The organism is Myxococcus sp. CA051A (assembly GCF_013336705.1).
GTDB classification, from domain to species: domain Bacteria; phylum Myxococcota; class Myxococcia; order Myxococcales; family Myxococcaceae; genus Myxococcus; species Myxococcus llanfairpwllgwyngyllgogerychwyrndrobwllllantysiliogogogochensis.
Genome location: NZ_JABUMS010000008.1, coordinates 92,313 through 117,171, shown reverse-complemented (window position 1 = coordinate 117,171; position 24,859 = coordinate 92,313). Strand labels below are relative to the sequence as shown.

At 68.5% G+C, this 24,859-nt stretch carries 21 protein-coding genes; 14 read left to right on the top strand and 7 right to left on the bottom strand.

Features of this window, described 5'->3' with window-relative positions; translation table 11 throughout:
- Nucleotides 1-14: 14 nt before the first annotated feature.
- Together HUA74_RS23380 and HUA74_RS23375 are read right to left on the bottom strand one after the other, a co-directional pair.
- Entirely contained in the window at nt 15-1,451 is a 1,437-nt protein-coding gene (locus HUA74_RS23380; RefSeq protein ID WP_174456317.1) for a S28 family serine protease, read from the bottom strand.
- A 153-nt stretch (nt 1,452-1,604) separates the two neighbouring features.
- Nucleotides 1,605-3,035, bottom strand: a complete 1,431-nt coding sequence (locus HUA74_RS23375) for an FAD-dependent oxidoreductase (RefSeq protein ID WP_371817297.1) — start codon at nt 3,033-3,035, stop codon at nt 1,605-1,607.
- 218 nt (nt 3,036-3,253) lie between these two features.
- On the opposite strand from HUA74_RS23375, the gene HUA74_RS23370 reads away from it, so the two are divergent.
- Nucleotides 3,254-4,678, top strand: coding sequence for a M1 family aminopeptidase (locus HUA74_RS23370; RefSeq protein WP_174456315.1), 1,425 nt, complete (start codon nt 3,254-3,256; stop codon nt 4,676-4,678).
- An 11-nt stretch (nt 4,679-4,689) separates the two neighbouring features.
- Here HUA74_RS23370 and HUA74_RS23365 read toward each other — a convergent pair whose 3' ends face one another.
- Nucleotides 4,690-5,544 carry a nucleotidyltransferase domain-containing protein gene (locus tag HUA74_RS23365; RefSeq protein ID WP_174456314.1) on the bottom strand — a complete coding sequence of 285 codons (855 nt, stop codon included), beginning with the start codon at nt 5,542-5,544 and terminating at the stop codon, nt 4,690-4,692.
- 44 nt (nt 5,545-5,588) lie between these two features.
- Complete coding sequence (locus tag HUA74_RS23360) at nt 5,589-6,347, bottom strand: 2OG-Fe(II) oxygenase (protein ID WP_141640345.1); 759 nt, start codon at nt 6,345-6,347, stop codon at nt 5,589-5,591.
- A 170-nt stretch (nt 6,348-6,517) separates the two neighbouring features.
- Here HUA74_RS23360 and HUA74_RS46865 point away from each other — a divergent pair, with 170 nt between their 5' ends.
- The 7 genes from HUA74_RS46865 to HUA74_RS23325 all read left to right on the top strand — a co-directional run bounded on the left by HUA74_RS46865 (nt 6,518) and on the right by HUA74_RS23325 (nt 16,014).
- Nucleotides 6,518-7,708 carry a histidine kinase gene (locus HUA74_RS46865; protein WP_174456313.1) on the top strand — a complete coding sequence of 397 codons (1,191 nt, stop codon included), beginning with the start codon at nt 6,518-6,520 and terminating at the stop codon, nt 7,706-7,708.
- On the top strand, nt 7,705-8,511 hold the full coding sequence (locus HUA74_RS23350) for a LytTR family DNA-binding domain-containing protein (protein ID WP_174456312.1): 807 nt from the start codon (nt 7,705-7,707) through the stop codon (nt 8,509-8,511). The genes HUA74_RS46865 and HUA74_RS23350 overlap by 4 nt, the downstream gene beginning before the upstream one ends.
- Nucleotides 8,512-9,018: 507 nt before the next feature.
- Nucleotides 9,019-9,771, top strand: coding sequence for an outer membrane lipoprotein-sorting protein (locus HUA74_RS23345; RefSeq protein WP_141640342.1), 753 nt, complete (start codon nt 9,019-9,021; stop codon nt 9,769-9,771).
- A 92-nt stretch (nt 9,772-9,863) separates the two neighbouring features.
- Nucleotides 9,864-11,231 (top strand): TolC family protein, encoded by a 1,368-nt coding sequence (locus tag HUA74_RS23340; protein ID WP_174456311.1) that lies wholly within the window; start codon nt 9,864-9,866, stop codon nt 11,229-11,231.
- The gene (locus HUA74_RS23335; protein WP_371817306.1) at nt 11,228-12,376 is read left to right on the top strand and encodes an efflux RND transporter periplasmic adaptor subunit; all 1,149 of its coding nucleotides are present in this window, start codon (nt 11,228-11,230) and stop codon (nt 12,374-12,376) included. The genes HUA74_RS23340 and HUA74_RS23335 overlap by 4 nt, the downstream gene beginning before the upstream one ends.
- Before the next feature lie 21 nt (nt 12,377-12,397).
- On the top strand, nt 12,398-15,559 hold the full coding sequence (locus HUA74_RS23330; protein ID WP_174456310.1) for an efflux RND transporter permease subunit: 3,162 nt from the start codon (nt 12,398-12,400) through the stop codon (nt 15,557-15,559).
- A gap of 80 nt (nt 15,560-15,639) precedes the next feature.
- Entirely contained in the window at nt 15,640-16,014 is a 375-nt protein-coding gene (locus HUA74_RS23325; protein ID WP_371817296.1) for a hypothetical protein, read from the top strand.
- 16 nt (nt 16,015-16,030) lie between these two features.
- Here the strand turns inward: HUA74_RS23325 and HUA74_RS23320 are convergent, their stop codons facing one another.
- Nucleotides 16,031-17,059, bottom strand: coding sequence for a peptidylprolyl isomerase (locus tag HUA74_RS23320; RefSeq protein WP_141640372.1), 1,029 nt, complete (start codon nt 17,057-17,059; stop codon nt 16,031-16,033).
- A gap of 181 nt (nt 17,060-17,240) precedes the next feature.
- Nucleotides 17,241-18,287 (bottom strand): hypothetical protein, encoded by a 1,047-nt coding sequence (locus HUA74_RS23315; protein WP_174456309.1) that lies wholly within the window; start codon nt 18,285-18,287, stop codon nt 17,241-17,243.
- A 229-nt stretch (nt 18,288-18,516) separates the two neighbouring features.
- Between HUA74_RS23315 and HUA74_RS23310 the strand changes: the two genes are divergently transcribed.
- From HUA74_RS23310 to HUA74_RS23285, 6 genes are all read left to right on the top strand, one after another.
- Nucleotides 18,517-19,128 (top strand): TetR/AcrR family transcriptional regulator, encoded by a 612-nt coding sequence (locus HUA74_RS23310; RefSeq protein WP_174456308.1) that lies wholly within the window; start codon nt 18,517-18,519, stop codon nt 19,126-19,128.
- Nucleotides 19,125-20,258 (top strand): FAD-dependent monooxygenase, encoded by a 1,134-nt coding sequence (locus HUA74_RS23305; protein ID WP_174456307.1) that lies wholly within the window; start codon nt 19,125-19,127, stop codon nt 20,256-20,258. Before HUA74_RS23310 ends, HUA74_RS23305 begins: the two co-directional genes overlap by 4 nt.
- A 131-nt stretch (nt 20,259-20,389) precedes the next feature.
- Nucleotides 20,390-20,608: a helix-turn-helix domain-containing protein gene (locus tag HUA74_RS23300; RefSeq protein ID WP_217440864.1), complete on the top strand. Its 219-nt coding sequence runs from the start codon at nt 20,390-20,392 to the stop codon at nt 20,606-20,608.
- 104 nt (nt 20,609-20,712) lie between these two features.
- The gene (locus tag HUA74_RS23295) at nt 20,713-21,108 is read left to right on the top strand and encodes a hypothetical protein (RefSeq protein ID WP_141640335.1); all 396 of its coding nucleotides are present in this window, start codon (nt 20,713-20,715) and stop codon (nt 21,106-21,108) included.
- A complete protein-coding gene (locus HUA74_RS23290; RefSeq protein ID WP_174456306.1) occupies nt 21,105-22,574 on the top strand; it encodes an ATPase domain-containing protein in 1,470 nt (489 codons plus the stop codon). Before HUA74_RS23295 ends, HUA74_RS23290 begins: the two co-directional genes overlap by 4 nt.
- Nucleotides 22,571-24,190, top strand: a complete 1,620-nt coding sequence (locus HUA74_RS23285; RefSeq protein WP_174456305.1) for an ATP-binding protein — start codon at nt 22,571-22,573, stop codon at nt 24,188-24,190. Before HUA74_RS23290 ends, HUA74_RS23285 begins: the two co-directional genes overlap by 4 nt.
- A gap of 66 nt (nt 24,191-24,256) precedes the next feature.
- Here the strand turns inward: HUA74_RS23285 and HUA74_RS23280 are convergent, their stop codons facing one another.
- Nucleotides 24,257-24,667, bottom strand: a complete 411-nt coding sequence (locus HUA74_RS23280; RefSeq protein WP_174456304.1) for a VOC family protein — start codon at nt 24,665-24,667, stop codon at nt 24,257-24,259.
- Nucleotides 24,668-24,859 lie beyond the last annotated feature (192 nt).

The following is a 24,859-nucleotide window of genomic DNA, read 5'->3' as shown; positions in this document are numbered from 1 at the left end:
CATGCCAATTCTACTCACTCTCCGAGTGAATTCATACGGAGCCTGTCTGGGACCTCACCCTGGAGGTGAGATGGGGAGGGCGCGCTCATTCCCATCCAGGTGAAGAGGCGCTCCAGCGCGAGCGTCCGCTCCGGCTCGGCGAGGCGGCTGATGCTGGAGCCGTGGTTGCCTTGCGGGGCGAAGTAGCGGAATGAGTCGTTCCTCGCGCGCACGGAGAAAGCCGCGGCGGAGTAGGGGTCATTCTCCCCGTAGATGAAGAGCATCCGCTCGCCGTGATTGCGGACCCAGTGCTCCACGCGGAGCATGGCGCCCCAATCGAACGGCTCCGTCACGGGGAAGCTCAAGTACAGGTCCGGCGTGTTCTCCCCGGGATAGCGCAACAGCCCGCGCAGGTGTCGGGTGGGGAAGCGTGACCAGCCAATCTGCGTCGCGGCCTGGTAGTAGGCGTACTCGAGTGGCGCGATGAAGCGGTCCGAGTAGGTGTAGGCCACGCCGACGACGGCGTTCAGGAAGGCGAAGGTCTGCGCCGCCGGCGCGCCGGGCGCGGGGATGCGCGGGCACGCGGTGGACGCCGTGCCGTATTGCCAGAAGTAGAAGGACGTCTCGACGGCGGAGAACTCCAGCGCGCGGTCCGCGCCGCCGACCACCGTGAAGGTGGTGTTGAACTGCGTGGCCAGCGCCTCCACGAAGGGGAGCAGCTCCTCGCGGCGTCGCAGCACATCCACCTGGAAGGCCTCCAACTTCGCGCGGCAGTCTTCATCCCCCACCTGTGCGAGGAAGTGGACATAGCGACCGTCGCGCAGCCCGTGGCTGCTGGGCGCGACGTACGGCACGGTGGCGTCCACGTCATCCGGGTAGAGGTAGCGGTGATACACGGCCGCGACGCCGCCCTTGCTTCCACCCGTGGAGAGCCAGCGCGCGGGGTACAGGGGCTTGAAGGCCTGGACGGCGCGGTGACTGTCGCTCGCGGCCTGGGAGAGGGTGAGCATCCGCAAGTCCCGGGACTCGGGTAGCGAGACACCCATGAAGCGGTGCTCCACGGAGAGCTGGTTGGCGCCGAGCAGCGCGGTGGGCTCCGCCTGCGAGGGTGTGCTTGCGACGATGTAGCCCTCGGTGGAGAGCACCATGGGCGCGTCCACCGAGCGGTGCAGGAGCGTCATCCGGAGCTGGAAGCGCTCCCCGAGCGGGCGCTCGTGGTCCAGGGGCTGCTCGAAGCTCAGCACGAAGAAACGTGTGCCCGGGAAGGGAGAGGGCTGCTCGAGGACGACGGTGAGCCCGGGGATGGACTGGAGCTGGGTGAGGATGTCCTCGGGCTGTGCCGTGGTCTCCTGAGTGGCCGACGCCTGCTCCGCTGGCTCCGGGGCGTCAGGCTCCGCGAGAGATGAATCACCACACGCGTGCAGCAACACGCTCATGGCCAGCAGCCATGGCGTCCTATGAATCTTCATCATGCGATGCACCTGGGGGGTCGAGGTGCCGTTCAAATGCCTCGCGGATGTCCCCATATCGGACCCGCTGGATATCGCGTCCGGCGAAGGCGGTGCTGGCTCAGGAGAGGGAGCAGCGTCGTGCCGCTTTCCGAGGGCGCCAGCTTGCACACCGCGTCACTCATCGCGCGGCGGGGTGCTCAGGCTCATGGGCTCCGGAGGTGGCGGTCGTGTCTCGGTATTCGCCAGTCGCTGGAGCGGCACGACGAGTGACCGGGCCCCATGGGTCAGCACGGGCAGGGCCACGAAGGGGTGGAGGACCGCTCCCAATCCGGTCTGGAGATGGAGCACCCGGTTGAACCGGCGATGGACGCCCGCGTCGGTCGATGAGCGCTCCATCAACTGACGGATGTACCAATGCAGCGCGCCCAGGCCTGGGGCCCGTTCGCCCGTGGCCTGTGGATACTGGAGGTCCATGCTCGTGCTCATGAACCAGGGCAGCCGGATGACTTCGGGAAGTCGCCGCCGGAAGTGCTGGGCGAGGCCGGTGAGGTCACCGCGGCGGGCCTGCTCGCGCAGGCAGGTGTCCAGCAACTCCGCGCCCAGTCCCGCCACGGACATGCCCTGGCCGAAGAGCGGATTGAAGGCACAGGCGGCGTCTCCCAGGACCACCAGTCCCTCGGGAAACCGGGCCAGCCGCTCGTAGTGCCGCCAGCGGGTGTCCTTCACCTTGTGCGTGGAGAGGGGCCCCAGGGGCCTGGCGTCGCGCAGGTAGTCGTACAGGTCCGGACGGCTCAACGAGCGGGCGAACTCGAGGAAGCCCTCGGGCTCGGTGGGCGCGTGGTCTCCGAAGTAGCCATTGAGGGTGACCAACCACCTGCCACCCTCCACGCTGGAGATGAAGCCCGCGCGCCAGGTCGAGGGAGGGCGGGGGTACTGCATGAGCGCCTTCCATTCGCGGTGGAAGCGGGGCGGGGGCGCGTAGAGCCCCGAGGTATAGGCGAGGTCCACGTGGACCTGCTCCTCCTCCGGACGCGCATGGCCGAGTGCCTCCAGCCATTGAGGCATGCGCGAGCCCCGACCGCTCGCATCCACGACGAGGTCCGCCTCCCAGGACTCATCGCCCTGGGCTGTCTTCACGCGGAGGCCCGTGACGCGACCGCCGCGCTCGTCGGCGAGCAGGCCCTCGACGGAGCACCCCTCGCGGAACTCCACGTTGGGCCGCTCCTTCACCCGGCGCAGCACGTTCCACTCGAGGAGGGTTCGCGTGCAGAGCAACAGGGGGATGCCGCTGGTGTAGCGCTTCTTCCAGACGCCGAAGTGGTGCCAGGCGACGTCGCGGCTCGAATCGATGAGCTCGGCTCCCTGTTCCTGGAGCTGCTCGAAGAGGCCTGGAAAGGACTGGTCGAGGATGCGACGGCCGGTATCCAGCAGTACGTGGAGGTGCACCCCCTGCGGGAGGCCCTTCCGGGGGACAGGCCCCTCCGCTCGGAGGTCCCGCTCCACGAGGATGACCTTCTCGAAGTGGTCCGCGAGCACCCGTGCGGCGAGCAGTCCCGCCATGCTGCCGCCGATGACCACGGCACTGCCCAATCCGCGCCCCGCCATGTTCATGCTCCTGTTGTGAGAGGATATCTCTCCGGTCCAAGTCCTGGCCCGAGGCATTCCACGTCGGTGGTCTGACATCCGGGCAGTGGGTGGAGGTGCTACCGGAGGATGTCTGCTTCGAGGAGCCGCGTGCGCGGTTTCGCCGCGATGCGTGTCATGTCCAGCAGGGTGTTGGGGAGCTGACGGAGGGCGCTCTCCGTCTCCAGGGAGTTCACATCATGAAGCGTGTCATTCCGAGTACAGCCATCCTCCTGCTGCTCATGGGTGGCATGGGCGCGTGCAAGTGCGGGGAGCCTTCGGACCTGTCCAGGGCCGGGCTCTGGGAAGCCCAGGTCTGTTCCACGCCAGGGGAGGGCGGGGCCCTCTCCGCGTGCCCCCAGCTCTGTGACGCCGTGGGACAGTTGCCCGCGCCGCCACCTCGGGAGGGGCTGACGCGCGACCTCATCGCGACGGCGCTGGACGTGAAGCTGGGCGCGATGCGCGGCACGGCCACGCTCCAGGTGGGTGAGTCGAAGGAGCCGGGGCTGTCGTTGATGGTGGGCACGCTGAACATCACCGGTGTGCGGGGGCGCTGCGGCGACCTGAAGTACACCGTGAAGGACGGGCGGCTCGACATCGGTGTGCAGGAGTGGGCGACCACCGTGGTCGTCGACTACACGTTCTCCTCGACGGAGAAGACCGACGGGTACCGGCGCACGGGGACCACGTACACGTGGCCGGCCTTCTGCGGGAACCTGTTTCCCTGCCATCCCTCACCCGACGACGGCGTGAAGTTCTCGCTGCGGCTCGGAGACCTGCCGGAGGGGCAGGTGGCGGTGTATCCGAAGCAGGTCGCGGGCGATGTCCCGGCGTACATGCTGGGATGGGCCGTGGGGGCCTATACGGAGCGACCGCTGGGCGCCACGAGCGCGGGGACGCAGGTGTCCGTCTGGTATCTGCCGGGCGAGGAAGAGGCCGCGCTGGCGGGCACGCGCCACCTGCGGGACGCGATGGACTTCTTCGAGACGCGGTATGGGCCGTATACCTTTGGCGACAAGGTCGGCTCGGTGTCGGCGAACTGGGGGCCCAAGGCCAAGGGGGGCATGGAGCACCATCCGTTCTGGCATCTGGCTTCGGAGTCGATGGGGGACAGTCTGGTGCATCACCATGAGGCGGCGCATGGCTGGTATGGGAATGGCGTGCGCATCCAGTGCTGGGAGGACTTCGTGCTCTCGGAGGGGACGACGGACTACCTCACGGCCCGCGCGGTGCGCGCCACCGAGGGCGAGGAAGCGGAGGCGAAGCTGTGGGAGTCGAGGCGCAAGACGCTCGAGGCGCTGGTGGTCCGGCGCGACACGGTGGTCCTGCCTGACGCCACGTGCAATGCGATTGACATGAGCACGCACCCGCTCGCCTCTGGGCTGCCCTATCTGAAAGGAAGCCTCTTCTTCCATGAGCTGGAGAAGCAGGTGGGCACCGCCGCGCTGGACAGCGTCCTGGCGCGCTTCTACCAGCTCCACGTGGGCAAGGCCGCGCGCATGCAGCAACTGCTCGACTTCGTGAAATCAGAGACGGGCCATGACCCCGGGCCGCTCGCGCAGGGCTGGCTGCGAGGGCTGGGCGTCCCCGCCACGTCGCCCATCACGTCGGGGCCCAAGCCGTGACGCGAGCCTCGCTACAGCTCCGGGAACCTCTCCTGGCACAGGGCCTTTGTCTCCGCGACCAGTTTCTCCAGGGCGTGAAGGCGAGGCCGCAAATGACTGGCGTCCGCCCCAAGGGATGCGAGGACTTCGGTGACGATGGCTGAGAAGCGAGCGGGAGCGACGGGGAAGTCAGCGACGAGGGGGACCGAGCGCTTCTCGTTGATGCAGTAGCGGGCGTTGAGGGCAAACAACGCCTGGACCATCATGGCGACGGAGCGAAAGAAGCATCCAGAGACGTAGAACACGTCTCCGCGCCCGATGGCCTTGTGGCTCGTCTCCAGCGCGAAGCCGGCTTCCCAGACAGCGCGCTGGAGGATGGATTTCATCAGCGCCTCGGGATACGGCGTCGTCAGCGCTTGGAGTCTGGCGAAGGTTCCGTGAGGGTCGAAAAGGGGCCGCGCGAGGTGCGCCTCTCCCATGTAGATGTGGCTGTGGAAGGCATGGGGATGGCCCGGCTGATAGTGCGAGGTCCAGATGCCTTGCCGGCAGTCCGCGATGACCTGTTCCACCTTCGACACATCCCGGTAGAGCCAGTCCACGCGAACGCCTCGGATGTCGAGCCAGGCGCCCCCATTGATCCACGGGCCCCAGCTCCCCAGGTCGGTGACGGCATCAGCACGGTGGTGGTCGTCCACTTCCAGGGCGAGCGCGCGCAGCTCGAGCAGGGAGGGAGGACGCTCCGGGTGGTAGTAGATGCCCAGGTCGATGTCGGACGTCGCGTCCGCGTCTCCCCGTGCCTGGGAGCCTCCGAGCACAACGGCGAGGACGCCGTTGATTCGCCCAAGACGCTCCGCGACTTCACGTGCGAGTTCTTGCGGGTCCTGCATGAGGCCTACTCTCCTTCCGTGCATGCGGAGGATGTCTTGGCGAGCTAGGGACGAGGCGGCGCCCAGATGGCGCTGTGGGCCTCTGGTGCGTCGGGGGATTCCTGCGCGGTGTAGAAGTAGGCGGCGACCGCGGCGCGCCCCCGGCCCTCGGGACACTCCAGTGGGGCGGGGTGGCCATGCCAGTGCGTGTCGCCATGGGCCATCACGACCAGGCGGTCCAGGAGCGGCGCGATGCGCGTCTCGCATCGGGAGAGGTCGGCACTCCACAACTCGAGGTCGCCGCCCCACGCGGACTCCCAGCCGGGGTTCAAGTAGTAGAGGACGGTGAGTCGCCGTGAGAGCGCGCGGAAGCGGTCGCGGTTGAAGTCGGCATGCAGCGCGAGGTGGCCCCCGCGCAACGTCAGGTGCAGCCCGGCGCCCCGGAAGTGTGGGTCCGCGATGAGCCCCTGCACGCCGGTGAGGGTCTCCAGGAAGTCGATGAACGACATGCTGGAGAACTCCGAGAGCAGGTGCCGGAGCGCTCCGGGCACGTCCTCGAACGCCTTGCGCTGAAGCTGTCCCAGGCGAGCCGCCTGTTCCGGGTGGTCCCGACGCTTCCATGTGGCCTCGGTCGCTCCCGGGAAGACGTCGGCCAGTCCGGTCGCCAGCGGCTCTCCGAGGAAGCCATCGATGACGACGTGGGGATGGGGCCGAGCACCGCCGTAGCGGTCACGATGGGCCAGCGCGAGCGCTCGGAGGGCTGTCCGGCTGAGAAAGAAGCTGGGCCCCCGCAGGGGGCCTTCATCGAGGGTCGCGACGCTCACGGATGCTCCTCCACTACCACAGGCCTCGAGCGCCGACGCGCCACCTGCCAGCCGACCAGGATTCCCGCTCTCCAGGCAAGGATGCGAGCGCGCCCGTTCGCTGCACGCCGGAGCCCGTTGGCTGCTCCCGCTCGGACGTGGTCCCGGTTCGAGCGTAGAATCCACTGGCCGTGGAATCCACCTCTCCCGTCGCGAGTCCCGTCCTGTTGTCCTCCGCCGCGACACGCCGGCCGGCACCCTCCGCGTCCGCGCTGCCCGCGCTGCGCGAGTTGGTTCGCAGCCTGCCGTGGTTGATGCTCATCTTCGCCGTGCCGGGCATCATCACCGCCAGCCACACGTGGTTCTACGCTCAGGCCAAGGACCCCACGTACCCCTTTACCCGGGCGCTGGTGATGCAGGTGCCGCCCTGGCAGTACTGGGCGTTCGTCACTCCGCTCATCCTCGCGCTCGGACGACGGTTTCGCCTGGAGCGCGGCGTCTGGCACCGGAGTCTCGCGGTCCATCTGACTTCCCTCGCCGCGGTCATGGTTCCCTACGCGACGCTCATCTACTTCCTCTCCCGGGCCGTGGGAGAGAGGTTGAACAGCGACGGCACACTGGGCCAGCTGCTGCCACTGCTGATGGCCAAGTACGTCGTCACGAGCCTGCTCATTTATGGAGGCATCGTCGCCATCGGCTCCGCCGTCGAGTACCACCGCCGCTACCGCGAGGGCGAACTGGCCCAGTCCCAGCTCGAGACGCGACTGGTCCATGCGCAGCTCGACGCGCTGCGCGCCCAGCTCCATCCGCACTTTCTCTTCAACACGCTCAACGCCATCTCCGTCCTCGTTCGCAAGCAGGACACCACGGGCTCCATCCGCATGCTCACCGGTGTCAGCGAGCTGCTGCGCATGGCGCTCAACAGCACGGGCCGCCAGCTCGTTCCCTTCCACGAGGACGTCGACTTCCTGGAGCGTTATCTCGACATCGAGCAGACGCGCTTCCAGGACCGGCTCCAGGTGGTGCGCGCCATCGACCCCGCCACGCTCAGTGCGCTCGTGCCCAGCCTCATCCTCCAACCACTGGTGGAGAACGCCATCAAGCATGGACTCGCCACCCGCTCCGGCGCGGGACGCGTGGAGCTGCGTGCCTCGCGCGAGGGCGCGCGGCTGGTGCTGGAGGTGCTTGATGACGGCCCCGGGCTGGCTCCTGGCTGGGACCAGCATGACGGATGCATCGGGGTCGCCAATGTGCGCGCTCGCCTGCACCAGCTCTACGGCGAAGGACATGTCTTCACGCTGGAGAACCGCTCCGGGGGCGGCGTGCGCGCCCGTCTGGAGCTGCCCTTCCAGGCCGCTTCGTCAGAGGCGCTCGCGTCATGAACGCGGCCGCCGCCATCCGCACGCTCGTCGTGGATGACGAGCCCCTGGCTCGCGAGGGCCTGCGCCTGTTGCTGGCAACGGACCCCGAAGTCAGCGTGGTGGGCGAGGCCGGTAACGGCCCGGAGGCCGTGCGTCTCATCCGCGAGCAGCGGCCAGACCTGGTCTTGCTCGATGTGCAGATGCCCGAGCTCAACGGCTTCGAGGTGCTCTCCCATCTGGGGCCTGGCGAGGTGCCCGCGGTCATCTTCGTCACCGCGTATGACCGTTATGCCCTGCGCGCGTTCGACATCCACGCGCTCGACTACCTCCTCAAGCCCTTCCGAGACGACCGCTTCCACGACGCCATTGGCCGCGCCAAGGCCCAGATTCGCCTGACGCGGATGTCCGACCTCAGTCAGCGGCTGATTTCCGTGCTCTCCACCTACGGCGAGCGTGAGGGCACTCCCGTCCCGGCGCCCACGCCCGCACCCCCCGAGCGGTGGGTGCGCCGACTCGCCATCCGCGACTCGGGACGCGTGGTGTTCCTCGACGTGGACGAAATCGAATACATCGAGGCCGCCGACTACTACGTGCAGATTCACGCGGGCGGGAAGGCCTACCTCCATCGCGAGACGATGCAGGGCCTGGAGGCTCGCCTGGACCCGGAGCGCTTCATGCGCATCCACCGCTCGGCCATCGTCAACTCGAGTCGCATCCGTGAGCTGCGCAGCGAGGGCCGCAGGGACTTGGTCGTCGTGCTCACCGGCGGCACGGAGTTGCGCGTCGCTCGCAGTCACCGCGAGAAGTTCCAACACCTGCGCTGAGCCGCGCTGCTCGCGGTATGGCCCCCCTCGCCCTGCTTGCGAGCCGCGTTGCTCGTTCGCCGCCCGCCGTCATGTGCCGCGACTCGTCGATGCGTCGTCGCCCTGCGCGAGAGCCGCGTTGCCCGTTCGCCGCCTGCCCTCATGTGCCGCGACTCGTCGGTGCGTCGTCGCCCTGCGCATGAGCCGCGTTGATCGTTCGCCCCGCCGTCATGTGCCGCGACTCGTCGATGCGTCGTCGCTCCGCGCGCGAGCCGCATGGCTTTTTCGCCGCAGCTGTCATGTGCCGCGACTCGTCGGTGCGTAGTCGCCCGACACGTGGCCCGTTCACCGCAGCTCCATCAAGTGTCGTGACTCGCCGGTGCGTCGTCGCGCCCCGCACGTGGCCCGTTCGCCGCACGGCGGTGCCGGTTCGCCGCATGTCCGTCCCCACCGGCTGAACACTCCGGCCGCGCGGCGCTCGCGCGGGCACTCTGCCTTCCGTCACCCAGTCACCCACGGAGGCACCCCATGCCGCGCAGGTCCTTTGTTTCCTCGTTGCTCGCCCTTGGTCTGACGTTCGCTCCTGCCCTCGCAAGCGCTGGCGAAGGTGCCGAATGCGCCCAGGGCAAGCTGTCGCTCCAGTCCGTCGTCGACAAGCACCTCCAGGCCATGGGCGGCAAGGCGCGCCTCAAGGCCGCGAAGACCTATCAGTTCACCGTCGTTGCCACGGAGGGCAGCACCGTCACGACCACGAACGTGCGGCGTGCCCGCCCCAACCTCATGCGCCACGACACGGACAAGAACGGCACATCCTTCACCAAGATGTTCGACGGCAATCAGGGCTGGACGGTGGAGGGCTCTGCCGCGCCACAGCGGCTGGACAAGGAGAAGAACACGGCGCTGGCCGAGGGCGCGCACTTCGATGACGCGCTGCTGGACCCGAAGGCCCAGGGCGTCTCGCTGGCGATGGACGGCGCGGACGACGTGAACGGCACTCCCACGTTCAAGCTGGTCCTCACCCGTGGCACCACCACCCAGGTTCGCTTCATCGACCAGAAGTCCTTCCTGGAAGTGCGCCGCACCTACGCCGGAATCCATGAGGGCAAGGCGTACAACAAGGCCATCACCTTCTCCGACTTCCGCAGCGTGGACGGCATCATGGTGAGCCACCGCGTGAAGTGGGAGGGCGACGGCCAGCAGGGCGAGAAGGTCATCCAGGGCGCTCGCTATGACGCGCCCATCGAAGCCTCCGTCTTCAAGCTGTCGCCCCCGCGCAGCTAGCTGTTCCCCATGCCCGTGCTCCCGAGGGTGCTCAGCGCGCCCTCGGGAGCGCCCGGTCTGGGCACTCCACCTCCCTCATCCATGTCTGGCGTATGGCCACTTCTTCCGTCCTCCTTCTCGCGCTCATCGCCACGTCCGTTCAGTCCGAACTCCCTCCTGTCGCCGTCCCACCCAGGGTGGAGGACGCGATGCTCGCCCCTGTCCCACCCGCCGCGCAGCAGGTGAAGACCTGGGACGAAGCGCTGGCCCTGGTGCGTGAGCGGTCCACGGACCTGCGCGGCGTGGAGGCAGGGGTGCGGCGTGCGAGTGGCCGGTGGCGCCAGGCGCTGTCGGTGCTGCTGCCCAATGCACGCGTCCAGGCCAGCGTGGCCCTGGACGTGCTCAACCCCGACACTCCCGCGGTGAACCCGGGACAGGGGACGGGGGCTGGCGTGAGCGGGCGCACGCCCACGGTGCCGCTGGGGACCGTCTCCGCGACGCTGACGCAGTCACTGGTGGACCTGAGCGCGTGGCGAGGGCTGTCGTCGGCCCGGGCTTCGGAGGCGGGCGCGGTGGCGAGCCTCCAGGACGTACGGCGTCGCCTCACGCTGGGCCTGGCCCAGGCGCTGGTGGCCACCGTCGCCGCCGAGCGCGCCGCCGAAATCAACCGAGTGGGCCTGCGGCGGGCCCTGGAGAGCGAGGCCCTCACCCAGCGCATCTTCGAACTGGGCGCGGGCACTCCCTTGGACGTGGTGCGCGTGAGTCAGGACGTGGCGGTGGCGAGGAGCGTGCTCATCGCCGGTGACGAGCAGCTGCGACAGGCTCGCGAGTCGCTGGGGCTCTCACTGGGCTTCGGCCACGCGGTGGGGGTCGACCCGACCTTCAACCTCCAGGGGTTGGTGGAGCAGACACGCCAGGACTGCGCGCCGCTGGAGCGCCTGGACGCGCGCGCGGATTTGTTGGCGGCGCGGGCACAGGTGGAGTCCGCGCGCGACAGCCGGCGTCAGGCCTCCGCGGGCTACCTGCCCACGCTGGGCGTCTCCAGCACCCTCTTCGGTCTCACCACGGACCCGGGCTTCGGTCGGTTCGCTACCTGGAATGTCGCCGCCGTGCTGTCGGTGCCCCTCTGGGAGGGAGGCGGACGCGAGGGCCTGGTGCGTGAGCGCACGGGCATAGAGGAGCAGTCCGCCGCGGCGCTGGAGGGCGCGCACCGCGACGTGGCCCTGGAAGTGGCCCAGGCACGGCGCGGTGTGGAGGTCACCGAGGCGCTGGTGAAGACGGCTGTCGAGTCGAGAGCGCTCGCGGGGCGGACCGACACGCTCACCCGCCGTTCTTTTGAAGTGGGCCGTGGCAGCAGCCTCGAGCTGGTGCAGAGCGGAGCGGCCCTCCGCCAGGCGGAGCTGAACCTGGTGCTGCGTGAATTCGAGCGAGTCCAGGCACGCCTGGCCGCATTCCTGACGGAGGCCCGGTGCGACTGGTGAAGTGGGTGCGACCCCTCGGGGCGCTGAAGAAGTCGATGTGGCGTGTGGTGGTGCTGTCGGCGGTGGCGGGCTGCTCGGGTCAGAAGGTGGCTCCGGCGGCGCCTCCGCCTCGCGAGGTGGCGGTGGTGGTGGTGGCGCCCCAGGAGGTGCGGGACACCAGCGAGTACCTGGGCTCACTGCTGTCGCGGCGAAGCGTGACGGTGCTGCCGCAGGTGGCGGGCTCCGTGCGCCGCATCCCCGTGCGCCCTGGACAGCAGGTCGCGGAAGGCGCGCCACTGGTGGAGGTGGACGCGAGAGAGGAGTCGGCGGCGCTCGACAGCGCCCAGGCCCAGCTCAGCGCGTCACAGGTGAACCTGGAGCTGTCGCGCCGCACGCTGGCCCGTACGGAGGCGCTCCATGGGGAGGGCCTCGCGAGTGTGCAGGAGTTGGAGGGCGCCCGGGCCGAGGTGCAGGCCGCCGAGGCCGCCGCGCGCTCCTCCGTCGCGCAGGTGACGCAGCGTCAGGTGCAGCTCCAGCTCAACGTGGTGCGGGCCCCCTTCGCCGGCACCGTGGGTGACGTGCTGGTGCGCGTGGGAGACTTCGTCAGCGCCTCCACGGAGTTGACCAGCGTGGCGCAGGCGGACGTCCTCGAGGTGAGCGTCTCCGTGCCGTCATCCCGCGCGCGCTCGATGAAGCCGGACACGGTGCTGGAGGTCCTCGACGCCCAGGGCAGGGTGGTGCTCACCAGCTCCGTCTTCTTCATCGCGCCCCAGGCCGACCCGCGCACCCAACTGGTGGAGGTGAAGGCCGCCTTCCGCAACACCGTCGGCCTGCGCCCCAGCGAGTTGGTGCGCACGCGCATCGTCTACTCCCACCGTGACGCCCTGCAGATTCCGGCGCTCGCGGTGGTGCGCCAGAGCGGCCAGCCCTTCGCGCTGGTGGTTCAGGAGCAGGAGGGCCGGACGGTGGTGGCGCGCCGGCCCATCACCCTCGGTGCGCTGGGGGACAGGACCTACGTCGTGGAAGGAGGCCTCAAGGCGGGAGACCTCGTGGCCGTCTCGGCCATCCAGGCCCTGCGCGACGGCATGCCCGTGACGGTGAAGGCCACCGCATCCGCACCGCGCGCGGAGGCCGTGAAGAACGACCTTCGCGAGAGCCGTCGCTGAACCCAGGGGACCCAGCGCACCATGTTCATCGACTTCTTCATCCGCAGGCCCGTCTTCGCCATCGTCTGCTCCATCCTGCTGACGCTGGTGGGGGCCATCGCCATCCCGACGCTGCCCATCGCTCAATACCCGGACCTGGCACCCCCGCAGGTGACGGTGACGGCCAACTATGTCGGCGCCAGCGCCGAGGTCGTGGAGAGCGCCGTCACCATCCCGCTGGAGCAGGAGCTCAACGGCGTGGAGGGCATGCGCTACATCACCTCCACCAGCAGCAACGACGGCTCCAGCCAGATAGTCATCACCTTCGAGTCCACGCGCGACATCGAGGTGGCCGCCGTCGACGTGCAGAACCGGGTCAGCCGCGCGGCCTCGCGCCTGCCCTCGCAGGTGAACCAGACGGGCATCGTCGTCAACAAGGCCTCCAGCCAGATTCTGCTGTCCGTGGCGCTCTTCAGCCCGGACGACCGCTACGACGTGAAGTTCCTCAGCAACTACGCCGACGTGAATCTCAAGGACGCCATCAAGCGCGTGCGAGGCGTCGGTGAAGTCCGCATCTTCGGCGAGCGCAAGTTCTCCATGCGCCTGTGGCTGGACCCCACGGAGCTGGCGCGGCGCAAGCTCACCCCGCAGGACGTGACGCGTGCGTTGCAGGAGCAGAACCTCCAGGTGGCCGCGGGCCAGGTGGGCCAGCCACCGTCCGCGGCGGACCAGCCCTACCAGCTCTCTGTGCGGGCCCGAGGTCGACTGGTGGAGCCGGAGGAGTTCGGTGACATCGTCCTGCTGCGCCAGCATGACGGCAAGAGCGTCCGGGTGAAGGACGTGGGCCGCGTGGAGATGGGCGCGGAGAACTACAGCACGCTCTTACGCTTCGACGGGAAGCAGGCGGTGGGAATCGTCACCTTCCAGTTGCCCACCGCCAATGCCCTGGACGTGCGTGACGCCGTCTTCAAGGAACTGGAGCGGTTGTCCACGCAGTTCCCTCCGGGCATGACGTACCGGACGGGCACGGACACCACGCTCGCGGTGCGCGCCACCGTCCATGAGGTGCTCCGAACCTTGGTGGAGGCGATTGTCCTCGTCATCCTCGTCATCTTCCTGTTCCTGCATGGCTGGCGCAGCGTGCTCATCACCGCCCTCACGCTCCCCGTCTCGCTGGTGGGCACCTTCGCCTTCGTGCGGTTGATGGACTTCTCCATCAACACCCTCACCTTGTTCGGCCTCACCCTGGCCACGGGCCTCGTCGTCGATGACGCCATCGTGGTCATCGAGAACATCGAGCGGCTCATGGTGGAGCGGAAGCTGTCGGCCGCGGAGGCCGCTCGCGAGGGTATGAAGGAGGTGGCGGGCGCGGTCATCGCCATCTCCATCGTGCTGGTGGCGGTGTTCGTCCCGGTGGCGCTCTTTCCCGGCACCACGGGCGCCATCTACCGCCAGTTCGCGCTGACCATCGCCGCCTCGGTGGCGCTCTCCACCTTCTGCGCCTGCACGCTCACTCCCGCCTTGAGCGCGCGGATGCTCGTGCACCACACAGGGGAGAAGTGGTGGCTCTTCCGGCAGGTGGACACGGTGCTCGACGGGATTCGAGTCGCCTATGGCCGGAACCTGCGAAGGCTGCTGAAGCGCCCGGTCATCATCCTGGTGGCGTTCTTCCTGTGCCTCGGCGCCACGTTGGCGCTCGTGCGAGCCACGCCCAAGGGCTTCATTCCCGACGAGGACCAGGGCTACCTCCTGGTCTCCGTGCAGGGGCCGGAGGGGACGTCGCTGGCCGAGACGGAGAAGGTGATGGAGCAGGTGGAGGCGGTGCTGAAGGCGCAGCCCGAGGTGCGCGCCATCTTCGCCAACGGTGGTTTCTCCTCTCAGGGCACAGGCCCCAACATGGCCAGCATCTTCGTCCCGCTGAAGCCGTGGGACGAGCGGCCGGGGAAGGACCAGTCCGTGGCCGCGCTGGTGGAGCGGCTGCGCGGGCCGTTCGGGCGCATCGACGGCGCGCGGGTGATGCCCTTCCAGCCTCCGGCCATCCGGGGCGTGGGCAGCGTCGGCGGCTTCCAGTTCATGGTCGAGGACGTCGCCGGCACCTCCTCGCTGGACCAGCTCGCCGCCACGGTCCAGGAGTTGATGGCGAAGGGCAACGAGGAGGGCCGGTTGCGCGGCGTCTTCACGGGCTTCAACGCGGACACGCCGCTGCTGGACGTGGAGGTGGACCGGCAGATGGCCAAGGCGCTGGGAGTCCCCATCGAGCAGATCTTCAGCACGATGCAGGTCTACATGGGCAGCCAGTACGTCAACGACTTCAACTACGCGAACCGCTCGTACCGCGTCTATGTCCAGGCCGAGCAACAGTTCCGCGACAGCCCGAATGACATTGGCGCCTTCTACGTGCGCAGCGACAGCGGAGAGATGATTCCGCTGGAGTCACTGGTGAAGGTGGCGCCCACGGTCTCCGCGCAGGGCATCCGCCACTACAACCTCTTCCGCGCGGTGGAGCTGAGCGGTCAGGCCGCGCCGGGGGTGTCCTCCGGTCAGGCCATGGATGCGATGGAGTCACTGGCCGCGCAGGTCCTTCCGCAGGGGATGAGCGCGGAGTGGACGGGCATCAGCCTGGAGCAGCGGCAGAGCGGTGGGGAGACGCTGGTCATGTTCGGACTGGGGCTGCTGTTCGTGTTCCTGGTGCTCGCGGCGCAGTACGAGAGTTTCACCCTTCCGCTGGTCATCATCCTCTCCGTGCCATTGGCCATCCTGGGGGCGCTGGGGTTGCAGTGGATGCGAGGGTTCGCCAACGACGTGTTCTGTCAGTTGGGGCTCGTCATGCTGGTGGGCCTGGCAAGCAAGAACGCCATCCTCATCGTGGAGTTCGCGGAGCAACTGCGCGAGAGCGGCAAGAGCGCCGTCGACGCGGTGGTGGAGGCCGCGGAGGTCCGCCTGCGCCCCATCCTGATGACGTCGTTGGCCTTCCTGCTGGGCGTGGTGCCGCTGATGACCGCGGAGGGCGCGGGCGCCGCCTCGCGCAACTCGCTGGGGACGGCCGTGTTCGGCGGCATGCTCGTGTCCACGGTGGTGAACTTCGCCTTCATCCCCGGCCTCTATGTGCTGATGCAGAAGCTGCGCGGCGAGGCGAGGCGTCCCGTCGGGGCTCCCGATGACGGGGCTCGGCGGGAGACGAGGTTGGCCGAAGGCCAGGGCTGACCGTTCACGCATCGCCCGCGCCTTCTTCAAATCAGCGTCGCGCTGCACTAGAACGTCACGACTCCCAGGAGTCCCCACGCGTGCAGCCCACTGCCCCCCGACGTCGAGAGCCGCTGGAGCCGCACCGCTCATGGTGGTCGCGGTTCCTGGACTTCATGGAGCTGGACTCGCCCGAGGGACGGTGGGGACTGGGGCTCGTGGTCGGCCTGCTCATCATCGGATTCTGGCCGCTGCTGCTGCTGGCGGTCCTCGACGTGAGCGGCACACCCCGCAAGGTGCTGGTAGCCCTGGGGCCCGCATCCATCTGCCTGGGCCTGGCCCTCCTCATCCTGGTGTGCGGCCACCGGTATGGCGAGTCGCTCCGGTGGTCGCGCGGCCAGGCGTGGGGGCTCGCGGCGCTGTTCCTGGGCCTGGGCCTGCTCGGCGGCGTGGGCCTCTGGTTCAGCGAGAGCTGAGGGCGCGCGAGGCGCCTCAGCCCTGCTCCGCGCCCTCGAAGGTGAGCTTCGCTTTGTTCATCACGTGCTCCACGGCGAGCAGATACCAGGCCAGCTCGGTCAGTCGCTTCGTCGTCTCCGGCGACTCGCGCAGGGCGGCGTGGGTGTCCTCCGCGGTGAGCCCGAAGGGCGCCGTGTGGTCGCGGATCAACTGCTCCAGCTTCTCTGGCGTGAGCTGAAGCTTCTCCGCCTCGGTGACGGCCTTCAGCACGATGCCGATGTGCAGCCGGCGCTCGGCGTCCGCGCGCGTGGTGGGGTCCGTCAGCCAGCCCTGGAGCGCCTCCCGCTGCTCGTCGACGTCGAACTGGTGCTCGACCAGGGACTGTCCCTCGGCCTGGACCCAGCGGCGGCGCAGCTCCTCGTCCACCAGCGCGCGGGGCAGCTCCACCGGCGCACGCCGGGCCACCTCGTCCAGCACCATGTCCCGGGCTCGCACCCAGAGTTCCGCCGCGCCCTCGTCCTCCAGCTTGTCACGGAGGTGGAGCAGCACCTCTTCCAGGGTGCCGCCCATCCCGAGCTGCTCGAGGAACTCCGGGCTGCTCTCCGGCGGCATCGTCACCTGATGCGCGCCGACGACGTCCACGAGGAAGCGCGCGGGCTTGCCGCGCAGGGCCTCCACTGGATAGGTGTCCGACAGCTCCAGGGCGATCTGCATGGACTCGCCCACCTTCCCACCCTCCTCCACGGCCTCGCAGAACCCGGGCAGCGCCTCGATGGGCGCCAGCTCCGTCTTCATGCCGAAGCGCGCGGAGAAGGGGATGAGGTGCCCATCGCAGTACCCCACGATGTTGAGCTGCACCTCGTCGCCCATCTCCAGCGACTCGCCCGGTTGACGCTCGCGCGTGGTGGCCAGGGCGCGGCGCTTCTCGTGGAAGGCGCGCAGGAGGTCTTCTTGCGTCAGGTCGTCCGGGGTGGGGACGAGCACCGAGATTCCCTCCAGGGAGGGGGCCGCCACGCTGGGAAGGGTGAGGGCCTCCTCGGAGACGGTGCTCACCACCGGGCTCATCTTGAGGAGGCGCTCGACTCCCCGACCAGGTCCTTGAGTCCGTTGCTTGCTGCTCACGAATGCTCCCGGGAGATAGGCGTGCCAGCGTCCGCGCCAATGGGGGGAAAAGCGACGGCTCGGCATGGACCAGGGCATAGTCCAGCCGAGCCGCTCTGACAAACCCCGAAGGGAGGGGCGCTGATTAGAAGAAGGCGCCCACGATGCTGGACACCGTGGAGACCGCGGCGCCGACCTGGCTGACAATCGGGATGTTGGTGGCCGCGGCGATGGAGCCCACGGCGGTGATGACAGACGTCACCTTCTTGCCCGTGCTCGCGTTCTTGTCCATCAGCGTCGCGCCCGCGTTGGCCACGTCGACCGCCGCGATGGCCACGTTGACGCCCGGAGCGAACCGGCCCAGCGCCTTGGCGGCGGTGGTGCCAGCGGCCTTCGCGCCCTGCTTGAGGGCGGCCTCACCGACCTCCGTGCCAACCTCCTTCAGCGCGGCCTTGGCGGCCTGGCGCGTGCCGCTGCCCAGGATGCCCTCGGCCAGCGTGCCGCCCGTCTTCGCCACGTCCGCGGCGACGTTCTTGGCGGCCTTGGTGATGCCGCTCGCCGTGGCGCCCTCGAAGACGCCCTTGGTGGCGACGTTCTTGACGGCCTTGAGCACGTCGTCGCTGGCGTTGGGGAGCTTGCTCTTGAAGGCGTCGACGGCCTTCTTGCCGGCCTCCAGCTTGTCCTTGAAGACGGTGCCGCCGAGCACGCCGCCCATCACCTTGCCGCCGACGATGCCGCCCGTCGCGGCGGTGAGGCCGGCCTTGGTCGCGTCCAGCGTCGAGCGCGTGGCGCTGATGATGTCGTCCTTGCTACCGGTGCGGATGGCCTGGCGGATGTCCTTGACGGCCGTGGCGCCCGACAAGAGCGCGCCGGGGATGCCCGCGTGGCGCGCGAAGGCCTTCATGTTCGCGCCCAGCTTGGTCAGGCCCTTGAACTCGCCCTTGGCGTAGGTGGGGTTGCTGACGAAGTCGAGGTTCTTGCCCGTCAGCAGGCCCTCGGCGCCCTTCTTGATGTTCTTGATCTGCTGGAAGGCGTCCTTGCCGAAGCCGAAGGCCTTCGCGCTCTGGGTCGCGACCGCGGTCCCGCCCTTGATGAGCTCCTTGTTCTCCTGGACGGTCTTCTGCACGTCCTGGACGGTCTTCTGGACGTTGGTGCGGACGGTGTTGAGCGTCTTGCGGATGTCGAAACCCATGGGGGGCCTCACGATAAATTGGATGGAACCTGCAGGGATTATCGGGATCACCGGGCAAGAGTTGCGTCGGTCGGGCCTTCATCGCGAACCCCGCGAACACGGCAGGCCCGAGTCCGCAGGCCCTTGGAATCATTGGGCTCTTGAGCAAGCTGCGGGGGGTGGACATCACCCCATTGACGAGAAAAGACCCGGCGAATATTGAACGCGTTCAAATTTGAACGGGTTCAATATGTCCCTGCGTGAGCGAGCCAAGAGCGACAAGTGGGAGCGGATCCGCGCCGCTGCGAAGCGGCTGTTCGTGGAACGCGGGTACGCGGGCACGACGGTGCGAGCCATCGCCGAGGAGGCGGGCGTCGCGACGGGCACGGTGCTGGTGTACGGCGAGACGAAGGACGCGCTCCTGCACGAGCTGTGGCGCGCGGAGGCGATGCCGCTGGTCGAGCAGGCCGTGTCGTCCCTGCCGGACGGCGCCTTCGTGGACCGGTGCATGCACCTGTTCACACCGCTCCTGGCGCACTACGCCTCGCAGCCCGAGCTGGCCCGCGCCGTGGTGAAGGAGCTGCCGTGGCTCACGGGCGCCGCCGAGTCGCTGCACCGGCCCGCGCTGGCGAGGTTGGTCGGCGCGCTGGCGCGAATCGTGGACGAAGCGAAGGCGAGCGGAGAGCTGCGCGCGGACGTGGAGCTCCAACTGGCGGCGGAGCTTGTCTTCTCCGTGTACCACGCGGCGGTGCTGCGCATGCTCTCGCCGCTGACGCACTCGACGGGGGCCGAAGCGAGGGACGTCCTGCGCCGCACCCTGGCCACGCTGCTCGTCGGACTGGGTTCCAGGAGGTCGTCGTGAAGGTGCTGATTGTCGGCGGTGGAATCGGTGGGCTCGCGCTGGGCGCGGCCCTGGCGCGTCGTGACGTGGAGGCCGACCTCGTCGAGCGGCGGCCCTCCTACGAGGACGAGGGCGCGGGCATCGTGCTCGGCCCCAATGTGATGTCGGTGATGAAGGGGCTTGCGTTGCACGAGGCCGTCGTCGCCGCCGGGCATCCGGTGGGCCTGGCCCGAATCACGGACGCCTCTGGCCGCGTGCTCCAGCAGACGGCCTACGCGATGCCGGACATGCCGCCCCCGGCCACGGCCATCCACCGCAACGAGCTGCTTCGGGTCCTGCGTGCCGCGTCCCCCGCGCCGCGACACGGCGTGACGGTCGCGAGCCTGGAGCGCGGCGCGGACGGCGTGGACGTGGTGTTCTCCGACGGCACGGCGGGTCGCTATGACGTCGTGGTCGGCGCGGACGGCATCCGCTCCACCGTGCGGGCCCATGTCCCCGGCGCCGACGTGCCCTCGCGCTACTCCGGCTACACGTGCTGGCGCCTCGTGGTCGACGGGCACTTCGGGGACGGCGTGGTCGAGATGTGGGGCCGGGGAAAGCGCGCGGGCGTGGTGCCGCTGGGAGCAGGGAAGTCGTACGTGTTCCTCACGCTCAATGCTCCGCGTCGCGCGCCTCCGCCGTGGAAGGACCTCGCTGGCTTCCGGGCCCTGTACGCCGAGTTCGCGGACCCGGCCCGCTCCGCGCTGGCGGCGTTCGAGCGGCTGGAGGGGCTGCGGCACAACGACATCGAGGATTGCTCCGCGCCGCGCTGGTGGAGTCCCGGCGTCGTGCTGCTCGGCGATGCCGCCCACGCCGTGACGCCCAACCTGGGGCAGGGTGCGGGGCTCGCCATCGAGGACGCCGCCGCGCTCGCGCACCTCCTCGTGACGCAGGGCCCCACGGACGCGGCGCTGGCCCGCTACGAGAGCTTCCGTCGCCCGCGCGCGGAGCGGATCCGCGACCGCTCGTGGATGCTCGGGAAGGTCGCCCAGTGGGAGAGCGGCCTCGCGCGAAGCCTGCGCGACGTGGCGATGGCGTGGACGCCGGAGTCGGTGGCCCGCGCGGAGCTCGAGAAGGTCGTCCGCGACATGCCTGGCGTGCCCGTCGGCTGAGTCGTGGCGTGGCGTGGGCCCTTCCGCGGCCGTGGTGTTTCACGCCCACCCTTGCAGGACCGCAGTTCAATGCCTAACTCCCTCCGGCGATCCAGGAACCTGGATCTTCGTACCGTGAGCGGGAGGCATTTTTGTCGAATCGCGACCCCGAAGAGCTTCTGACGCCGAGCGAAGCCGGGCATGTCCTGGGCCTTTCGCCCGACACGGTGCGTGTGCTCTGCGACAAGGGCCGCCTGCCGGCGCTGCGCACCATGAGCGGGCGACGGCTCGTGCGCCGAGGCGACGTCGAGCGTCTGGCGGAAGAGCGTCAGCGCAATGCGCGGCCCAAGGCTCGGGGCCGCGAAGTGTGACGCCCTGCTTCTCGTCACCTCATGGGATGGCGGGACGAGGACGCCGAAGCGAGTGACAGCGGATTGGCTTGGGGCTGCTCGCATGCGCCCGGACTGGATGGCCCGTGACCGAGAAGCGTGAGCAGCCTCAGAGAACCGAGACCGTCCATCCGCCCGACTGTGAGGCGGCGGTGCTCTTCGAGGTCCTCTGGTCGGCGTTGGCCGACCTGCTGGGAACGCCGGCCACGGCGACCCTCATCCGTCGCAGCTTGAAGCACGCCGCGAGAACCGTGCCCGAACTCCAAGGCATCTCCGTCAGCCGGGAGCGCTTCGAGTACCACCTGTTCCTTCCCCCCGAATGGAAGGCCGGCACCGCCGGAACGCTGGACGGCCTGCGCGAAGTCGCACGCGAGCTGCAGCCGCTCCTGCGGGAGCTCACGGGCCCCGTGGTCCTTCGCAGGCTCCGCGGGATTCCCGAAATCGAGCGCTGTCGTCTGTTTCCTCCAGAGGATGAGTCATGATCGCCAAGAAGACCTCTCTCGAGTCCGAGACCACGGGTGACGTGGCGCTGGACCGGATTCTCGGAGGCGGGATTCCCGCCCGCTCCATGGTGGTCATCGCCGGCGAGCCGGGGTCCGGAAAGACGGTCCTGACGCTCCAGATGCTCTTCCATGCGGCGCGTCAGGGAAAGAAGTGCCTCTACTTCACCACGCTCTCCGAGCCGGCCCTCAAGGTCATCCGCTACATGCAGTTGTTCGACTTCTTCGATGTCGAGCTGCTCGACAAGCAGGTCATCTTCGTCGACCTCGGTGCGTGCGTGCGCCAGGGCGCGGAGCGGACGCTCGCGGAGATAGAGGCGCGCGTCGAGAAGCATGAGCCGGACTTCGTGGCCATCGACAGCTTTCGCGCCATCGGCGAGCTCCTCCAGAACCAGGGTGGGGGGGCGCGTCCGTTCATCTATGACCTCGCGGTCCAGACGGCGAGCTGGGGCGCGACGACGCTGCTCGTCGGCGAATACACGCGGGAGGAGTTCCCCGTCTTCGCCGAGTTCGCGGTGGCCGATGGCATCATCCGTCTGGGCAGCGAGCGGCAGGAACTCACCTCGGTGCGCGAGCTGGAGGTGCTCAAGCTGCGGGGCGCGGGCTACACGTCGGGCCGGCACTTCTTCGACATCAGCAAGGCGGGCGTCTCGTTCTACCCTCGCGTGAGCACTCCTTCGGACACCCAGGACCAGCCCAGCGCGGACCCGGGGGCGCGCGCCACCATTGGCGTCGAGGGCCTGGATGACCTGCTGGGTGGCGGCCTCCCAAGCGGGAGCGCGACGGTGATTCAGGGCGGAACGGGCAGCGGAAAGACGCTGCTCAGTCTCCAGTTCCTCATCGAGGGGGCTCAGCGGGGTGAGAAGGGCGTCCTCTTCACGCTCGAGGAGACTCCCGACCAGCTCCGCTCGATTGCGCGCAGCGTGGGTTGGGACCTGGCCGCGCTCGAGGAGCAGGGCAAGTTGGTCATCAAGTACACGTCACCCGTGGAGCTGTCGACGGACCGCTTCCTCTATGAGGCTCGCAAGGAGGTGAGCGCGCTGGGGGCCACCCGAGCGGTGTTCGACAGCCTGACCACCATGTCCCTGGGGGTGCCCTCGGACCGTCGCTACAAGGAGATGGTCTACGCCATCGCGAAGCACATGCGCGGCGCCGGCGTCACGCTCCTGATGACGGTCGAATCCGAGCAGCTGCTGGGCACCGCGGTCATCTCGGGGCACGGGGTCTCCTTCATCGCCGACAACCTCATCCAGCTGCGCTACGTGGAGATAGGCAACAAGCTGGAGCGGGCCATCTCGGTGCTCAAGGCGCGCGGCATCAAGCACAACTCCGAGCTTCGGTCGATGACCGTGGGCTCGGACGGCTTGAAGGTGACCTCGGGGCGCTTCAAGGACCTGCGCGGTGTTCTCACCGGCCTTCCCACCCGGGAGCCGAGGGAGAGCCCATGAGCGCGGAGTACGACGCCGAGCTTGGTCGCATCGCGCGGACCCTCTCCGAGATTGCGCGCACGCTCGAATCGGCCGACAGGGCGGATGAGCGGGTCCAGCGCACGCTGGAGCTGACGCGGGTGCTCATTCCCTACCGGCGATGTGCGCTCTTGAAGGCGTTCTCAGGCACTTCGTACACGCTGGTCGTGGTGCCGGAGCCGCCCGCCTCGGAGCGGGGGGCGCTGCTGTCGACCCTCACCCGGCTCTTCCGCCTCATCGCGCACGCCGACGAGATTGGCCGCTCGTCCGATGCGCATCCGCATCTGACTTTGCCCTTGATGGGATTGGACGAGGTCATCGGCCTGGTTCGCATGGAGCCCTCCGAGGACATCTCCTACGACGTGCAGCATCTCCGGTTGCTCTCGGTCATCACGGCGCAGCTCGGCGCCTACCTGACCATGATCAAGCTTCGCGACGAGGACGCGCAGCGGACACGGGAGCTCGCCGCGGCCCATGACTTCCAGCAGATCCTCGTGGGGGTCGTCAGCCACGACCTGCGCAATCCGCTCTCGGTCATCACCACCGTTGCCTCCCACCTCCTGCGCAAGACGGAAGACCCCCAGCGGGCGAAGGCCATCGAGCGAGCCCTGCGGAGCGCGGAGAGAGCCAACCTCATCATCAATGACCTCCTGGATGTCACCCATGCTCGAGTGACCAGTCACCTGCCCGTGTCCCGGCAGCGCATCGACCTCCTGGCGCTCCTCAAGGAGGCCCTGGATGACCTGGGCCTGTCCCATCCCGGGCGGGAGATTCAGTTGGTGGCGACGGAGGTGGTCGTCCTCGGCGACTGGGACCCTGGCCGCCTCACGCAGGTGGCCACCAACCTCATCACCAACGCCCTGCAGTACGGAGCGGAGCGAGCGCCCGTCCGCGTCACACTCCGGGCGGAGGCTGACGAGGTCGTCTTCGCGGTGCACAACCGGGGACCCGTGATTCCGGATGACCTGGTGCCGGTGCTGTTCAATCCCTTTCGACAGGGCCAGCACGCGCAGCGGCGCGTGGCGGGCGGAGGGTTGGGCCTCGGGCTCTACATCGTCGAGCAGATCGTTCGAAGCCACGGAGGAACGGTCTCCGTGCGTTCTTCTGAAGCAGAGGGGACGACCTTCACGGTGGTGCTCCCCCGGTCGATGACGGGTCAGCGTGCGAGTGACGACGCTCCCGCACGGAGCGCGAGTCATGGGCCGGAGCTTGCGTCCATGGAGCGTGGGAACGCCGGTTCAACCACGGTGATGGTTGTCGAGGACGAGGACGAGGTCCGGCTCGGTATCTCGGAGATTCTGGAGGGCAGGGACTACAAGGTGGTTCCCGCGTCGAATGGCCAGGTGGCGCTCGAGCTGCTCCGACAGGGACTGCGTCCTGGTCTCATCCTCCTGGACATCCGGATGCCCGTCATGGATGGCGAGACGTTCTACAACGCCTGTCGTGCAGACCCCGCGCTCTCCTCGATTCCGCTGCTGATTCTCTCCGCGGATGCCGCCACCGCCGTGAAGCTGACTCGAGGTGGGGCCTCGGGCTTTCTGGCCAAGCCCGTCCAGCCGGAGACGCTGCTCCGCGCCATCGAGACCTTCTCGCAATAGCTGTCGCGAGGGGTGGCGTGCGCCCTTCGAGCCTCTCTCGAAGGGCGGCACTGCCCTCCAAGGTGCCTACTGCTGCGGCTGGACGGCGGCGGGGTCCATCCAGAAGCTCTCCCACTGGTGCCCGTCCAGGTCCTCGAAGCTGCGCTGGTACATGAATCCCTGGTCCATCTTCTCCTTGGACTCCTTGGCGCCCGCCGCGAGCGCCTTCTCCAGCAGCGAGTCGACGGCGGCCCGGCTGTCCACGGTCAGCGCGATGATGACCTGGGTCGTCTTCGTGGCGTCCGCGACCTCCTTCTTGATGAAGCCCTTGAAGTAGGGCTTCACCAGCAGCATCGCGTAGATGTCCTCGCTGATGACCATGCACGTCGCGTTGGCGTCGGTGAACTGGGGGTTGAACGTGTAGCCCAGCTTCGTGAAGAAACCGACGGCGCGGTCCAGCGACTCGACGGGGAGGTTGACGAAGATCTTGGTGCCCATGGTGCGTCTCCTTCAGAGGGTTGGATGAGGTGAGCGTCGCCTTCATCCTCACGACGAACGTATTTTGGGGAGATCGACACGGGATTTATTTTTGCCCGAGGGCGGCGGCGAGGAGGCGCCAGGTCGGACCGTCCGTCCGCGCGCGCCCTCCCCGCGAGTGCAGGCAAGAAAACTAGCAAATATTGATAATCA

Coding starts and splice junctions, on each gene's coding strand:
- HUA74_RS23345 (WP_141640342.1), top strand. CDS start 9,019: ATGCCGCGCAGGTCCTTTGTTTCCTCGTTGCTCGCCCTTGGTCTGACG.
- HUA74_RS23290 (WP_174456306.1), top strand. CDS start 21,105: ATGATCGCCAAGAAGACCTCTCTCGAGTCCGAGACCACGGGTGACGTG.
- HUA74_RS23280 (WP_174456304.1), bottom strand. CDS start 24,667: ATGGGCACCAAGATCTTCGTCAACCTCCCCGTCGAGTCGCTGGACCGC.
- HUA74_RS23330 (WP_174456310.1), top strand. CDS start 12,398: ATGTTCATCGACTTCTTCATCCGCAGGCCCGTCTTCGCCATCGTCTGC.
- HUA74_RS23310 (WP_174456308.1), top strand. CDS start 18,517: ATGTCCCTGCGTGAGCGAGCCAAGAGCGACAAGTGGGAGCGGATCCGC.
- HUA74_RS23365 (WP_174456314.1), bottom strand. CDS start 5,544: ATGCAGGACCCGCAAGAACTCGCACGTGAAGTCGCGGAGCGTCTTGGG.
- HUA74_RS23350 (WP_174456312.1), top strand. CDS start 7,705: ATGAACGCGGCCGCCGCCATCCGCACGCTCGTCGTGGATGACGAGCCC.
- HUA74_RS23370 (WP_174456315.1), top strand. CDS start 3,254: ATGAAGCGTGTCATTCCGAGTACAGCCATCCTCCTGCTGCTCATGGGT.
- HUA74_RS23320 (WP_141640372.1), bottom strand. CDS start 17,059: ATGAGCCCGGTGGTGAGCACCGTCTCCGAGGAGGCCCTCACCCTTCCC.
- HUA74_RS23375 (WP_371817297.1), bottom strand. CDS start 3,035: ATGGCGGGGCGCGGATTGGGCAGTGCCGTGGTCATCGGCGGCAGCATG.
- HUA74_RS23285 (WP_174456305.1), top strand. CDS start 22,571: ATGAGCGCGGAGTACGACGCCGAGCTTGGTCGCATCGCGCGGACCCTC.
- HUA74_RS23315 (WP_174456309.1), bottom strand. CDS start 18,287: ATGGGTTTCGACATCCGCAAGACGCTCAACACCGTCCGCACCAACGTC.
- HUA74_RS23340 (WP_174456311.1), top strand. CDS start 9,864: ATGGCCACTTCTTCCGTCCTCCTTCTCGCGCTCATCGCCACGTCCGTT.
- HUA74_RS23380 (WP_174456317.1), bottom strand. CDS start 1,451: ATGATGAAGATTCATAGGACGCCATGGCTGCTGGCCATGAGCGTGTTG.